At 54.9% G+C, this 15,385-nt stretch carries 11 protein-coding genes; 3 read left to right on the top strand and 8 right to left on the bottom strand.

Features of this window, described 5'->3' with window-relative positions; all coding sequences use genetic code 11:
• Positions 1–94 precede the first annotated feature (94 nt).
• Positions 95–754 carry a glycerol-3-phosphate 1-O-acyltransferase PlsY gene (plsY, locus tag ACYVHX_RS09545; protein ID WP_460671397.1) on the bottom strand — a complete coding sequence of 220 codons (660 nt, stop codon included), beginning with the start codon at positions 752–754 and terminating at the stop codon, positions 95–97.
• 358 nt (positions 755–1,112) lie between these two features.
• Entirely contained in the window at positions 1,113–2,027 is a 915-nt protein-coding gene (locus tag ACYVHX_RS09540) for a pirin family protein (RefSeq protein ID WP_460671396.1), read from the bottom strand.
• Between the two features lie 122 nt (positions 2,028–2,149).
• Here ACYVHX_RS09540 and ACYVHX_RS09535 point away from each other — a divergent pair, with 122 nt between their 5' ends.
• Entirely contained in the window at positions 2,150–3,163 is a 1,014-nt protein-coding gene (locus ACYVHX_RS09535; RefSeq protein WP_460671395.1) for a bestrophin family protein, read from the top strand.
• 78 nt (positions 3,164–3,241) lie between these two features.
• Here the strand turns inward: ACYVHX_RS09535 and ACYVHX_RS09530 are convergent, their stop codons facing one another.
• From ACYVHX_RS09530 to ACYVHX_RS09505, 6 genes are all read right to left on the bottom strand, one after another.
• Entirely contained in the window at positions 3,242–6,409 is a 3,168-nt protein-coding gene (locus ACYVHX_RS09530; RefSeq protein ID WP_460671394.1) for a PVC-type heme-binding CxxCH protein, read from the bottom strand.
• A gap of 84 nt (positions 6,410–6,493) precedes the next feature.
• Positions 6,494–7,402: a ThuA domain-containing protein gene (locus ACYVHX_RS09525; RefSeq protein WP_460671393.1), complete on the bottom strand. Its 909-nt coding sequence runs from the start codon at positions 7,400–7,402 to the stop codon at positions 6,494–6,496.
• A gap of 161 nt (positions 7,403–7,563) precedes the next feature.
• Entirely contained in the window at positions 7,564–9,069 is a 1,506-nt protein-coding gene (locus tag ACYVHX_RS09520; protein ID WP_460671392.1) for a RagB/SusD family nutrient uptake outer membrane protein, read from the bottom strand.
• Between the two features lie 21 nt (positions 9,070–9,090).
• The gene (locus ACYVHX_RS09515; RefSeq protein ID WP_460671391.1) at positions 9,091–12,585 is read right to left on the bottom strand and encodes a SusC/RagA family TonB-linked outer membrane protein; all 3,495 of its coding nucleotides are present in this window, start codon (positions 12,583–12,585) and stop codon (positions 9,091–9,093) included.
• Positions 12,586–12,617: 32 nt separating this feature from the next.
• On the bottom strand, positions 12,618–13,619 hold the full coding sequence (locus tag ACYVHX_RS09510) for a FecR family protein (protein WP_460671390.1): 1,002 nt from the start codon (positions 13,617–13,619) through the stop codon (positions 12,618–12,620).
• Positions 13,620–13,702: 83 nt separating this feature from the next.
• The gene (locus tag ACYVHX_RS09505; RefSeq protein WP_460671389.1) at positions 13,703–14,392 is read right to left on the bottom strand and encodes an RNA polymerase sigma-70 factor; all 690 of its coding nucleotides are present in this window, start codon (positions 14,390–14,392) and stop codon (positions 13,703–13,705) included.
• Positions 14,393–14,679: 287 nt separating this feature from the next.
• Here ACYVHX_RS09505 and ACYVHX_RS09500 point away from each other — a divergent pair, with 287 nt between their 5' ends.
• Together ACYVHX_RS09500 and ACYVHX_RS09495 are read left to right on the top strand one after the other, a co-directional pair.
• Positions 14,680–15,072 carry a hypothetical protein gene (locus ACYVHX_RS09500; protein WP_460671388.1) on the top strand — a complete coding sequence of 131 codons (393 nt, stop codon included), beginning with the start codon at positions 14,680–14,682 and terminating at the stop codon, positions 15,070–15,072.
• A gap of 112 nt (positions 15,073–15,184) precedes the next feature.
• Complete coding sequence (locus tag ACYVHX_RS09495) at positions 15,185–15,352, top strand: hypothetical protein (protein ID WP_460671387.1); 168 nt, start codon at positions 15,185–15,187, stop codon at positions 15,350–15,352.
• The last annotated feature ends 33 nt before the right edge of the window (positions 15,353–15,385 follow it).

Below are 15,385 nucleotides of genomic sequence, written 5' to 3'. Positions count from 1 at the left end.
GTTTTTCGTCGGGTTGACGAAGGAAACATCCCAAAAAACAACGCCCCGAAGTTAATCACTTCGGGGCGTCCTGCAAATCGGTATATCCTGAAACTTATTCCTCGTCGTCTTTCTTCCGGAATTTGATCAACTGCGTCCGGTTTTCTTCGCCGTTCAGCAGGCGGGTGATGTTTTTCTGGTGGGTCAGCACCACGAACAGGAAAACAACAACGCCGAAAACAATCAGCAGCGGGTGTTCTTTCTGCCCAAAAGCCTGCAACAACAGCAAAACCGGGAAAGCCAGTGCCGCCATCATCGAGCCCAGCGACACGTATTGGGAAGCAATGACCACCACCAGAAAGATGGCGATGCAAACCGCAGCCACTTCGGGGTGAATGGCCAGAACCATACCCAGCAGCGACGCAACGCCCTTACCGCCTTTAAAATCGGCCCAGATCGGGAAGCAGTGACCAATGACGGCAACCAGTCCGAAAACCAGCTTGAACGTCAGGATTTCGTGCGTGCCGATCACGTCAAAATACCAAAGCAGGGACGATAAAATCGTGGCGGTATAGCCCTTCAGGACGTCGATCAGCATGACAATCGTACCGGCTCGCTTGCCCAACACCCGAAACGTGTTGGTAGCCCCGGCGTTTCCGCTCCCGTATTTGCGAATATCAAGTCCAAAGAAGCCTTCGCCATACCAAACAGCGGTTGGAATGGAACCCAGCAAGTAAGCCAGTAACGTTGTTGCAATAATCAATAATACGTTCATTCAAGAATCTACCGCTTCGGCGGTGCGACTTACATTGAGTAAATTACTACTTAAATCACCCCAAAACCGGGTGCTCAAAGACTTAATTGCAGAAATTCTTGGCGGGTATTAACAGGTACTGAACAGCAAATTTACTGAAAAAAACCAATTTTTGTACCGCTTAATAACACACAAACAATGAAAAATATTCGTTTAATCACAATTTAAGAATTCAAAAAAGAGGACGGAGTTTGTAAAAACCATGTTCAGTCCAACTTTCGCGCTTGATTCTTGGATAAAAGCCATAGATTTTGGCGTTTGTCCACCGGACCGGAAACAGTCGGAGAATTAAAAAATAACCCAAAAATTCCCGGATGGTTCAGGAAAAAGCCTGGGGTGGGGGCGATCCGGCGGGGCGGGAGTGGTCTTCGGGCAGGGGAACGAATTCCTGGTTGTCGTTGGGCGGCAAGGCAATCCGCCCCGCTTGCCAGTCGGCTTTGGCCTGCTCGATCCGTTCGCGACGCGAGGAGACGAAGTTCCACCAGATAAACCGCTCGCCCAGCGGTTCACCCCCCAGCAGCATGAGCGTGCTGGTTTCGCGGGCCACGATGACCGGATCAATACCGGGTGTAAACACCAGCAACTGCCCGACACCGTACGCCCGGCCGCTTACCTCCACGCTGCCTTTGGCGACGTAAGCCCCCCGCTCGGGATACCCCACAGGCAGGCCAAAGTGCGTACCGGCCTGCAGCACGACGTGGGCGTAAAACAGGGGCGAATGGGTTTTGACGTGGTTGTTCAGGCCGAAGGCATCACCGGCAATCAGGCGCAGCCAGACGCCTTTGTCCGTGAAAACGGGCAGTTCGTGCGGCTGGTAGTTTTCAAAAGTCGGGACACTTTCTTCGGCGGATGCGGGCAGGGCCACCCAGGTCTGGATCATTTCCAGCGAACCGCCCGCCAGCGTGGCCGGGTCTTCAAACCGCTCGGAATGGGCGATACCGCGCCCGGCCGTCATCCAGTTGACCTCCCCGGGCCGGATCACCTGTTGCACGCCCAGGCTGTCGCGGTGCGTCACCTGCCCGTCGAACAGGTAACTGACCGTTGACAGGCCAATGTGCGGGTGGGGCAAAACGTCCATGTCCGGAATCTGGTCGGGCGCGAAGGTTACCGGACCACCGTGATCCATAAAAATAAACGGCCCCAGCATGCGTCGCAGCCGGTACGGCAGAATCCGCCGGACGTGAAAACCGTTGCCCAGCGAAGCCGCCCGCGCGTCGATGATCTGATCTACCATGAGAGTTTTTTTACGTATGATCAGTAAAGTAACGGCAACTTCGCGCCGGAATCAACGGTTTCAATGCATTCAATCGGATGTTTACGTAACTTGTCCACTCTATCCAACCGACTTCTGACCGTATGTTTACGACCAAGCGCGTTCCATTGACCATCATCTTTCCGTTTACCTGGCGGGCCATTCTCCTGTTTTTGTGCTACTCTATTTTTATCTGTTTCCTCTACGAACTAATGGACTGGAAGTTTCTGGCCATTCCATTCGTGCCCGTCGCCACCATCGGAACGGCGGTGGCGTTTTACGTCGGTTTTAAAAACAACTCGTCCTACGACCGGCTTTGGGAAGCCCGCCGAATCTGGGGCAGCATCACCAACGCCAGCCGCTCCTGGGGCATCATGGTGCTGGATTACATCACGACAAACCGGAACGGTAAGGACTTGGCCGACGACGACTTAAAGCAAATTCACAAAGACCTGATCTACCGCCATCTGGCTTACATTACGGCCCTGCGGGTTCAGCTCCGGCAAAAACCGGTCTGGGAACTGCACCATAATCCGGCGCACGACGTCATTGAGCGGATTGCGGCTTTCCGGCAGTGTAGCCTGGATCAGGAACTAAGCCGGTTTTTGCCACTTCATGAAATTGAGAAGATCATTCAACACCCGAACCCGGCCACGTTTCTGATGCGCCAGCAGTCCGCCCAGCTCCGGGCGTTATACGAAGGCGGTTTTCTCAGCGATTTCCACCATGTCGACCTGGAGCGGATGCTCGTCGAGTTTTACAACCAGCAGGGGGCCTGTGAGCGGATCAAAACCTTTCCGTTCCCGCGTCAGTACGCGTTTTTCAGCTACGTGTTCACCTGGCTGTTCATTTTTGTGCTGCCCTACGGTTTATTGACCGAAATGGCGAAAGTGGGCAGTTGGCACATCTGGCTCACCATCCCGTTTTACACGATCATTGCCTGGATTTTCAACACGATGGAAATTGTGGGTGACACGAGCGAAAATCCGTTTGAGAACAGCATCAACGACGTACCGATGACGGCCATTTGCCGCAACATCGAAATTGACCTGCGCGACATGCTGGCCGAAACCGACCTGCCCAAGCGCGTGCAGGCCATTAACGACATTCTGATGTAGCCCCGACGGCGGTCGAGGATCCGGTTACGGGGCAGCCCCGGGTTGCACCCGGGGTTATCCAGCGTCAACAGCGTTGAGTTATTTTTCCATCGGATGCGCTTTCAGCAACTGATCGGGCGAATAGAAGTCTTTTTTGCCGGCCGTGGCCGCCCGGACTTTCTTCACCTGATCCGGCGAAATAACCGACGCCTGATTGCCGAACGAATTTCGCACGTAGGTCAGCACAGCCGCGATTTCGTCGTCTTTCAGCAACCCGGCAAAGGGCGTCATCGGCACCTGACCGGGGTAATTCTTGCCGGCCACTTCGATCGGTCCCAGCAGCCCGTTAAGGGCTATTTTGATCAACCGCTCCTCGTTGCCATTGACCCAGTTGGTGCCGTTCAGGGGCGGAAAACCGGAAGCGGCCAGCCCTTTTCCGTCGGCCTGGTGGCAGGTGATGCAATAGCCTTCTTTGCCGTAAATTTCTTTACCCTGATTGAAAAGGGCCAGTTCAGCCCCTTTCAGGCCCGACGAAACCACTTTCTCCTTGATTGGTTTCACATTTTCGCCTTTCAGGTGGGCGACGGCGGTGGCGTGGGCGTGTACCATCCAGTCGTCCAGCGGTTTTTTAGCGGCTTCGGCCAGAATGGGCAAGCCTTTTTCCGGCCCGATCCAGGAAGCGGCCACGATGGCATCCAGCCGAACCCGGCTGTTGTCGTCCTTCACGGCCTGCATCAGTAAATCGGCCTGCTCCTTTACCTGATGACCGGTGTAGCGCACCACCTGAACGGCAGCCGCCCGGGCGTGGTAATCCTTGGCGGCCAGCATTTGCCGGAGCAGTTTCGGATCAACTTTGTTCAGGCCCCAGCTCACCCACAGGGCTTCCAGAACGTGGTGCTCGTAACGCGGGTCGTTTTTGTCGAGTTTGTTTACCCAGGCCGTCAGTTTCGTTAACACCTGGTTGGCGTCCCGACCGCGCAGTTCGCGCTTGGTGCGGTAGCGGGTGCGGTATTCCGGTAGTTTCAGGTTATCCAGCAGTTCGTCGATGCTGGCGCCGTCCACTTTGGCCGGTTTCACCAGCGGGCGCGACGGGTACGTAATCCGGTACACCCGGCCGTGCGAATGGTCGCGCAGCGGGTCGCGGGCGTTGTGCTGCATGTGGCCGATCAGAATGTTATGCCAGTCGATCAGGTACAGCGAACCGTCGGGCGCAAACTCCATGTCAACGGGCCGGAAATTCCGGTCTTCGCTCACGACCAGATCCATCCGGTGCTTGCTCTTGTAGCCGGTTCCGTCGTCCACCAGCGCGTGTTCTTTCGTTCCCAGAAAACCGATGGTGTTGTTGATCAGCAAATCGCCCTGCAATTCGTCGGGGAAATGCCGGCTCGACACGAATTCAAGCCCGGAAGTCGGGCGGACGCGGTGCGCTTCCTCGATCAACTGGACGGATTTGTGCGTGGCCTGACCGTAGCGCGGCAAGACCGAACCGGGCATCATCCAGCGTACATCCGGACTGGAGGTTTCGGCAAAAAAGGGCTGGCCCCAGTCATCGAAGGCAATTCCCCACGGATTCGGGATGGAAAGCTGGGCCGTCCGCTCCAGTTTTTTGAGTTGCGGGGCGTAGCGGTAAAAACCGCCGTTGGTGGCCCGCACCGGTCCGTACGACGTCTCGACGTTGGTATGCAGAAAAACGCCTTCGCCCGAGTAAATCGCGCCCGACGGGTCAACGCAGAAAGCGTGGCTGTTGTGGTGGGTGTCGTGGTCGTCAAAACCGCTCAGCAGAATCTCCACTTTGTCGGCTTTGTCGTCGCCGTTGGTGTCCGTAAACAGTTTCAGGTTGATGCCCTGCGACACGTAAACGCCTTCTTTGGCAATTTCAAACCCGAGTGGCAGGTGCAGCTTGTCGGCAAAAACCGTCTGCTTGTCGGCCTTGTTGTCGCCGTTGGTGTCTTCCAGAATGATGATTTTATCGTTCGGTTTCGTGTCCCCCGGTTTGTAGTGCGGATAGCTCGGCATACAGGCCACCCAAAGCCGTCCTTTGTTGTCGAACGACATCTGCATGGGTTTCGCCAGATCCGGAAATTCCTCTTCGGAGGCAAATAACTCGATTTTGTAGCCCTGCGGCACTTTCAGCTTCGCGAGCGCTTCCTGGCCGTAGAGGTAGGTCAGGCTGCCGTTTTTCTCCGGATTAAAATTGGTTTTGACGGGCGGCAGGGGAGACGTCTTTTTGTCCGCAACCGCCAGATCCGTTTTTTGTCCTTTCGAAGCCGCCAGCCAAACCGCCTGATCCCGGACGTCGGTCATTTCCCGGATTTTCTGGATTTCGGCAGGGTAGTTGTCCGGACCAAACGGGTTGTAGCGCCGACCGTAGACGTGCACCCCGTTCGGGATCTTGAAGTCGTTGTGCCACATCCAGTTTTTTTCCGTTACGGCATCGTGCACCAGCTTCCGGTTGGCTTCCGCCCTGGGGGCGGTTTTTCCGAAAAGCTGATCGACCAGCAACAACCCCAGTTTTTTGTAGCCCTCTTCGTTCAGTTGCGAACCGTCGATCGTCAAATCCTCTTTGGTGTTGGCGTACCACTGCTGCGAAGGCGTGAAGGCATCGACAAAAAGCACGTTGTTCCGGTCGGCCACTTCCTTCATGGCTTTGGTGTACAGCGCCAGATTTTCATTCTCCTTTTTGCCGTTCGGCAGGTCAAACTTGGCCGACAGATCCTCGAAGGCAATGGGGGAGACGAGGGCCAGCTGCGGGGCTGCGGTGCCGTTGTATTTCTGGCTTGCGGTCCACTTGATGAACGCTTCCAGCTCGGCTTTGTAATTTTCCAGCTTTTCCGGTCCCTGAAACGATTCGTTGTAGCCGAAAAACGCCACAATTACGTCAGCTTTCAGCCGGGTGAGCCACTGATCGGGGGTTTCAAAATGGCCCTCGCTCTGGGACGGATTGGCGTATTCGGTCTGGAACTTTTCGGCGCCGGGAAAGGCCCAGGGTGAGTTCCGGCTGGCGTGGGGCCGAAAACCGGGTGTATCCCCGCCGTCGCACATGTTCCGGATGTAGAGCGCGTTTTCAGGATACCGGACGTGCAGTTCGGTTTCAAAATTATCGTAATTCATCATGCGCGACCCCAGGTTGTTGCCGAGCAGAACGATGCGTGACCCTTTCTGTAGTTTCAGGGTCGGCGGGCCAGCCTGGAAAGCCGTGAATGCGATAAAGGCCAATCCAACCACGCCCATTAAGCCGACGAGGCTGAATATACTGGATTTAGTCATGATGGGTAAGCGGGTTTAGCTAGGTGAGTTGGGTCACGCAGTCGGACAGAGACCCGGTTTATTTGGGGAATCCAGCCCGGTTTTTTACGATTTTACGATGCCCCGGTAAGGCACATTAATGGCGAGTTTGCTTTTCAATCGTTTCGGAACAGGCTTACCCAGCAACCAATGGATGGCATTGATGGTCAGACGCTGAAGGTTTTCGTCCCGAAAATCTTCGGGGTGTCCCAGCGTAGTAAAAAAAACCTTCGCGCCGGCTTGGTTCGTCCAGGTCCAGGCCACCGGGTTCTCGATAGCCGGCTTGTCAGGATTGACCGATTTTCCCATCAGCAGCAGGGTGGCATCCTTCGGGGGATACTCCGGACGGACCCGGTAGAGCCACGAAGCGGCATGAAACGACGGCGCGACGCCCGTTAGAATAGGGTGTCTGGCCACTTCCGGAATCACGGTAACATCGGTCGTACTTTCGTGTCCATAATGCGTATGCCCGGCCTTCCCCCAACCGGGAGGAGAGCCAAAGGCGCGTTCGCCAAAGGCATTCCAGGCCTCAGAAGCATCGCCTTTCGGGAAATTAAACGCGTGAGTGGAGGTCCGAAAGCCCATCACCGGTTTGCCCGATTTGAGGTATTCGTCAATGTATTGCAATTGATCAGGGGGCAATTGACGCCACCGCAGAAAAAAAACCGCCAGATCGGCTTCCCGAAGTGCTTCCAGACCGGGAATATTTTTTTCGGCATTCTGGTCCGGCGACGCTTTGAGCACCCGGGTTCGCAGGCCGTAATTTTTCTCCAGTTCGGCGGCAACGAGCGGCAGGGTCAGCTCTCCGCTGTATTCGTGGTCGCCCGTGACAAAAACGATGTACGGTTTATCGGCTTTGGCGGAAAGGGATTTCAGGCGGTTGGCGAGGGCTTCGTTTTCGGCCAGACTCAGCAAACCGGTAAGCCCCAGCAAGCCGGACGTCTGTTGCAAAAAAGCTCTGCGTTTGTTTTTCATGAATAGCACGGGTTGGGGTTTCGGGGAAACTCTTGATGATAAGTCGAATCGTTGCCGAATATACCCATAAAAGTGGTTGTAAGTAGCTTTTCAGTTTCCGGTTTTTGGTTTTGAAAGCCGGGTTGTTCCTAAAACCGGAAACTGAAAACGGACGGGCAGCCTCAGTACCCCGGATTTTGCACCAGCTTGTTGTTGTTGCGGATCTCGGCCGTCGGAATCGGAAACAGCAGCTCCCGTTCTTTCAGCACCGGGCCGTAGGAGAACGTATGACCAACGTAATTTTCAAAGCCTTTCGTGCTTACGTTGTAGGCTTTTCGCAGCCGGGCCATGTCAAACCAGGTGATGTTTTCGAAGCTCAGTTCGTACCAGCGTTCCCGCCAGACGGCTTCCCGCATCTGTTCCTTGGTCAAACCGCTGAGGTTGGGCAGGTTAGCCCGCCGACGGATTTTGTTGACGGCTTCGTAGGCATCCGCCGTGGGGCCGCCCACTTCGTTCTGCGCTTCGGCAAACGTCAGCAAGACTTCGGCAAACCGGATCAGGGGCCAGTTGAGGTCGCTGCTGGTGGTGGTCAGGTGCGCGGCCGTGTCGAAATGCTTGAAGATGTAATAACCGCCCAGATCGACGGTGCGGGACCGGTTGTCGCTCAAGGTGTAGGAGCGGTAATAAAACTGCTTTTCTTCGGCCCGTTTGTCGCCTTTGGCGTACGATTCCACAAATTCCTTGTTGGCGAAAATAGCCCCCGTTTCGTCGGAATAGGCCGAAATCCCTTGGTTGTACGGAATAATGGACGTCTGCCAGCCCGACGGTTGAATGTTGGCGGCAAACTGCACCATAAAGATGTTTTCGCCGGTATTCTTTTTGGTTGGATCGTGCAGGTCGTCGTACGACGCAAACAGGCTATACTGGTTGGACGTGATCACCTCATTGGCCTTGTCGGCGGCTTTTTTGTAATACTCCGCGCCTTTTTGCAGCGGATAGCCCGCCATCGTCAGGTACACCCCCGCCAGCAGCGACTTTACCGCGCCCATCGACACCCGACCGGCTTTGTCTAGGTAGGGCAACCCGGATGCTTCCGCTTCGACCAGATCGGCGACAATCTGGGTGTAGATGGCGTCCTCGGCAGCGGCTTCGGGCACGAGTCTTTCCGACGTTAACCCAACCGGATCGGTCACCAGGGGCACTTTTCCAAAAATCCGCACCAGGTTGTAGTAATACAGAGCCCGCAAAAACCGGGCTTCGCCGAGGGCTTTCTTTTTGGCCGTTTCGTCCATCGCAATGTTGGGAATGTTGGCGATGGCCAGATTGGCGTTCCCAATGCCTTTGTAGCTGCTCGCCCAGTAAACCCGCCCGTATTCGTTGTCCGACGTATTGTTCAGGTTTCGCACAAAAATGCTGTTGACGGCCTGTCCCAGCTCGGTATTGGCCAGACCCGTGGCAAACTCCAGCATCATCCAGGGAGCGCCGTTAAAACCGCCCCCGGTCGTCGTTTTCAAGGCGTCATAAATGGAATTGACGGCGCTGGTGGCGTGTTCGGGTTTGGTAAAATAGCTTTCAACCGTGAAGTTGGAGGGGTCGGTTTCGTCCAGGAAATCCGAACATCCGGCTCCGCTCAGCAGCAGCACGGAGAAGAGCATCCATTGACCGGCGGTTTTTATTTTCAGTTTCATCGTAGAAGGCATTTTGAAGGATTAAAGACCAATGTTCAGACCGACCATGAAGACGCGGGGTTTCGGGTAATCGTACAGCGCAACCCCCTGATCGAAGGCATTTCCGGTGGTCGAAACTTCCGGATCGTAGCCGGGGTATTTCGTGCTCAGGAAGAAGTTCTGCACCGACGCGTAGGCCCGCAAGCGATTCAGTTTCAGCTTATCGACCGTTCGCGACGGAAACGTGTACGCCAGCAGCAGGTTACGGCCCCGCAGAAACGAACCGTCTTTGACGCGGTGCGTATCCTCGTTGGTGTTGTAACCGGCCGAAACCGGGCGTAACTGGGCCAGGGGCGTATTCTGGTTTTCGGGCGTCCAGGCATTCAACACGGTTTTGAAGCTGTTGGCAATGCCGGTGCGGTCTTCGGCGGAGTGTTCGCTGCGGTACAGCACGTCGTTGCCGGTCATGAATTGCAGATCAACGGTCAGGTCGAAATTTTTGTACTTGAACGTGTTCAGGAACGTTCCGAACGCATCGGGAATCCCCTTCCCGATAATCACCCGGTCGTTGTTGTTGATGATCCCGTCCTGATTCACATCCTGGTATTTCACGTCACCCGGTTTTTTCAGGTATTTGGCCGCTTCCGATTCTTCCGACGTGCTCCAGGTGCCCTGGTGAACGAAGCCGAAAAACGAACCTACCGGTTCGCCCTCGCGCACCACCGTCGAACCGATGAAAATGTCGGAACCGCCCGTGAGTGCAATGACCTTGTTTTTATTGAACGAAACATTGAAGGTCGTATTCCAGGAAAAGTCACCGGCATTGACGTTGACGCTGTTCAGGGCGAATTCAATCCCTTTGTTTTCCATGCTGCCGACGTTCTTGGAAACCGTCTCGTAGCCGCTGCTGTAGGGTACGGGCGCACTCAGGAGCATATCGGTCGTCAGTTTTCGGTACAGATCGACTTCAATCGAAAACCGGTTCTGGAACAGGCCCAGTTCCAGCCCGGCGTCGATCTGGTGGGTTTTCTCCCAGCGCAGATCGGGGTTCGCCAGGCGACCCGTTCCGATCCCGATGGCGCGCGCCCCGCCAAAAATGACCGAATAGTTACTCATCCCCGCCAGCGCCTGATAGGCCGTGATTTCGGAGTTCCCGGTAACGCCGTAGCTGGTCCGAAGTTTAAAGTTGGATATCGCCGGAACCCCTTTCATGAAATCCTCTTCCGTAAGGCGCCAGGCCAGCGCGGCCGACGGGAAAAAGGCGTAGCGGTTTTCAGAACCGAACTTGGAAGAACCGTCGATCCGGCCCGTCAGCGTCAGTAAGTACTTGTCTTTCAACCCATAATTAATCCGGCCGAAATACGAATTCAGCCCGTAGGCCACGGCCGACGAGCTGGGGGCCTGCGGATTGGAACCGGCGCCCAGGTTGTTGAACTGAAAGTAGTCGTCCTGGAACGTCTGGGTGTTGGCCGCTGCCGTAAACCGGTCGACGTGCTGCCACGATAAGCCGAGCAGGCCCGTAAACGAATGGATGTTTTTGACTTGCCGGTTGTAGGTCAGGTAATTTTCAAACTGCCACGAATTGTGCCGTTCGCTGGTCACGCTGGCAACACCGCCCTGGTTCCGGGAAATGTAATTCAGCGTCCGGCCGCTGTAGAGATCAATGCGCTGGTTAATGACGTTGGTTCCGACGGTGGTGCGCAGTTCCAGTCCTTTGGCCAGGTTGATGTTGGCGTACACGTTACCCAGCATCGTCTGGGTTTTGATGTAATTCAGCCGTTCTTTCAGGATGTTGATCGGGTTGCCGCCCCCTTCCATGCCCGGATAATCTTCGTTGCCGCCCCAGCGTCCGTCCGGGTACTTGACCGGAATGATCGGCAGGGCTTCCAGCACCTGCCGCATGGCGATGATGCCGCCCCCGCCCAGCGGGTCGATCTGGTTCTCGTTCTGGTCGTTGTAGCTCAGGCTACCGCCCACTTTCAGCCAGTTTTTGATCTGACTGTCGAAGACAAACCGGCCGGCATACCGCTTCAGCCACGATTCTTTTACCAGACCGTTTTCGTTCCGGTAGCCGAGGTACACGCCGTAGCTGTCTTTGCCGTTGCCGCCCGCAAACGAGAGCTGGTGGTTTTGCGTAAACGCCCGCTGAAAGGCTTCATCCTGCCAGTCGGTATTATACAGCGGATTGCCGCTGGCATCGAACAGCAGCGGATTGGTGCGTTTGGTTTTGGGATCTTTGTATTTGCCCCCGGCCCAGCCGACCGGATCGTATTTCTGGGCGTTGACGTACGCAATGTCCTCGACCTGTAAAAACTCCTTCGAGTTCAGCAGTTCCAGTTTTTTGGGCAACACGCCGATGCTGAAATCCGTATCGTAGGTCACCCGGCCACCGGTCTGACTCCCGCGTTTGGTCGTCACCAGAATAACGCCGTTGGCTCCCCGCGCGCCGTAAATCGCCGTGGCCGACGCATCTTTCAGGACTTCGATGCTCGCAATGTCGTTCGGATTGATGTAATCGATGGGCGTACTGCCGTTGGTCAGGCCGCTGGCGTTCAGAATTACGCCGTCGATGACGTACAGCGGGTTGTTGGCGACGCTGACCGACGTATTGCCCCGAATCCGGATGTTGGCCCGGCCGCCCGGCCGACCGGAGTTGACCGATACGTTCACGCCCGTGATGCGGCCCGCCAGGCCCTGATTCAGCGAAGCCGCCGGACGTTCCTGCAGGGCTTCCGCCTTCACGGTTCCGACGGCGCCCGTCAGATCCGATTTGCGTTGCACTCCATACCCCACCACGACCACTTCGTTCAGCGTTTTCTGATCGGGGGCCAGTTGCACATCCACCGTACTGCGGTTTCCGAGGGCAATTTCCTGGTTGAGATAACCGACAAAGGAAAAAACCAGCGTAGCGGGTCCGTCCGGCACGTTGAGTTTATAGTTTCCTTCGCCGTCGGTTGAGGTACCGCGCGTGGTGTTTTTGACGACCACGCTAACGCCGGGCAGCACTTCGCCGGTTTCGCTACGGACGGTTCCGCTGATGGCGCGGTCGACCGCAACGGTTTCGGTCGGCAAGGGGGCCGGACTGGCAATTTCCGGGAGTTTGTCGACCAGCAGGGCCGAATTTTGCAAAACCGGCTCCAGCAGGTCAACCGACGCATCGAGTTCCGGGGTTTTGCGGGTTTTTCGATCGCTGATCACCAGATACGAGCTGCGGTTTACTTTCTTGTAGCGAAACCCCAAGGGCCGCAGAAGGGTCGTCAGATTCTTCTCCAGACTGGCGTCCGGTTTGATGGTTTCGGCGGCTACCGCAACGCCTTCCACCGCCCGCAGTTCAAACAGAATATCGACCCGGTACCGCGATTTGAGTTCCGACAGAACATCCTTGAGCTGACGAGCGGCTCCGTTGAAAGGTTTTCGGTTTCGTTGTTGCAGGTTGCTGGCCAGCAAATCAGCCTGCGCCCAGCCCGACTGAAGATGCAGCAACAGGAAGGCAAGCAAAAGCCCCGCTTGGGAGACTTTCCGGATGGAGTTGGTCATAGAAGTAAGGGAAAGGGATATGGGTGAGATGGTTATTGGCTGGTTAACTGAACCCGTTTGCCCTGCCGGACGACGTTAATATCCAGCAGTTCGGAAATGGATTGGAGTAATTGATCGACGTTGTCGGCCCGGAACGAGCCCATCAGCACCCGGCTTGCAAGCGCCGAATCCCTGATGCTGACCTGCAACCCGTAGTTTTCTTCAAGCAGGTAGGCAACCTCCTGCAGCGGGGTCTCGTCGAACACAAAGCGCTTTTCGTTCCAGGTTGGGTGGAGGTGGTGCGGCCGGACTTTTTTCAGGGCAATGCGGTTTTCGGGATCAAGCGTCACCTGTTCGCCTGGTTTCATGGTCAGCTGTTTGTAATCGGTTCCCTTGCCGTACTGAAACCGTACCTGACCCTTGTTGAGCGCCACCCGGGCCCCGCGTTTTCGGGCAAAAACCGTAAACTCCGTGCCCAGCACGATGACCTCGAAGTTCTTTTTCGTTTTGACCACAAATTTCTGATGGTCGGGCGTATGCCGGACCGAGAAGCTGGCTTCACCGGCCAGCAGCACCTCGCGGGTTCGGTGGCCAAAGCCCCAGCGGGGCACCTGAAGGCTTGAATTGGCGTTCAGAATCACCCGGCTGCCATCGGCTAGCTGCAGGGAACGGGTTTCGCCAAAACCGGTTTCGAAGGTGGAATACAGCAGCGGTTTCTGAAAAACCAGGCCGGCGAGTCCGAGCAGAAACAGCAGCGAGGCTGCCACCAGCCATTGTTTCCGGTTCCAGTGGTCTGGGCTGAGTTCGGCGGAATCCGGCTCCGGTTCGTCGGTGGCCTGCGGGTTTCGGGCCAGAAAAACCGTGTAGTGCCGGTGGGCCGTGTCCGTCGGGGCGATGTATTGCGGATGGCTATTTTCCCATTCTTCCAGCCATTCGTAAAACTGCTCTTCGTTTTTTTCCGCCCGCAGCCACTGCGCAATCAATTCGCGCTGGAGCGGGGAAGCGGTTCGGGCAAAGTAGCTAAAAACCAGATTCTTGTTAACTTCAGATTCCATATTTCATCATCCAGGTAAGACTCATTTTGAAGCAGGATCGCACCGGTTGAACCGCCCGTAGCGTCGGTTCTTCAACGGCCGCGTCAGGGGAAAAACGACTGCCCAAGCACGGACAGGAGCAGCAGCCAGTGGTCTTTCAGCCCCTTCCGGACAATGCTCAGGGCCTTGACGATGTGGACTTCGACGGTTTTGATGGACAGCCCCAGTTCGGTCGCAATGTCCCCGTATTTTTTTCCTTCAAACCGGCTCATCAGAAACACTTTGCGGCATTGGGGGGGCAGCGACTCCACCAGGTCTTCGACTTTGTGGGCGACCTCTTCAAATTGCAGCACCTGATCGGGCCGCTGGCTCAGCGCCCCCTCCCGCACCTCGGCGGTTTCGATGCCGTCCAGTTTCTGGAATTCCAGCCGGAGGTAATTATAGGCTTCGTTCCGGACGCTTCGGAAGAGGTAAAAGCGGTAGGAGGTGGTAATGCTGGCGTAGGCCCGGGTCTTCCAGAACTTGCAGAACACATCGCTGACCAGGTCTTCGGCGGTTTCTTTCGAGTAGACATACCGCACGGCATGGCTGCACAGCGCCTGGTGGTAGCGCCGGAACAGCAGTTCGCAGCCCTTCTGCGGGCTTTCTTCAAACGTCCGCCGGATAAACAATTCCGTATCGTTGCGAGCCGGTTTTCCGGTTGGGTCCTCGTTGTCCGGTTCGGATTGACCGGCCTGTTGCGGACTGATGGGCAGTGGCTGACCTGGGAATTCGATTTGTGGGCGAGCGTGCATAGTCTTGGCTTAAACCTAAATTATCCCTTTAAAAGTCAATGCTGTACTGATAAAGACAACTTTTCGCCAGAATCACCTTAGTTGGTTTTAAAAAAATCTGAAAAAAGTTAAAAGGATGAGTTGTCTCTCTGGCGATGCATGATCGGAAGGAATGATTGTTGAGGAATTTCGCGGGAAGCGTACTTAAAATTATTGGTCAGCATCGGTAGGCGTCGGCATTAAAAACGATTCAAATTTTACCCCACTTTTTCGTATCTTTCACTATGTTCGTTAAGCGGCCAACTCCTTTGATTATTGAGATTGATAAACTGACTAACTCGATTGAGAATGCCATTACTGGCGAAGTTTTTGACACCGTAGTTAGCCGGCTGTTCGAAGAGGACGGAAAACAAATCAAAAGGAAAGATTGGCAGTTTACCTGGAAGCAGGAATTAAAGGATGCAGAGAAACAGGTTTATAAGCTCACTACGATCAATAATCCAACAGTCATTCAGGGGTTATTGAGTATAGAAGACAAAAAAGATCATTTCTTTATGCACCGAATCGAAAGTGCGAAGTTTAAGAGAGGAAAAGAAAAAGGATCTGTAGGCATTCCCGGCAATCTGGTTGCTTTTGCCTGCAAAATTTCCATTGAAGCAGGCTATCAGGGCTTTATTTCCTTCATTGCCAAAACAACCTAAAAAAAACACTACCAGCAAACGCTGGGCGCAAAGGTACTCTTTGGGAATACGATGGTCATTGATACGCCTGAAGCTTTAAAACTAATCAATCGATACTTCAAATCGTGAACATATGGGACTCGTTAAAGAACCGAAGGAGGTAGATTTTGTGGTTGATGGTCGCGATCTGACTTCGGAAGAACACCAAAAAATCAGTGAATATATTCTGGACCAGAAGAAGTTACGCCAGCAAAAAGAAACCAAACGAGTAACAAAAAACCGCAAAGATTACGCATCGTAAGTGATTTCGGTTGGGTTAGAATTAATACCTGAT

The sequence above is a fragment of the Larkinella ripae genome (assembly GCF_054780775.1).
This window is presented reverse-complemented; position numbering and strand designations above follow the sequence as displayed.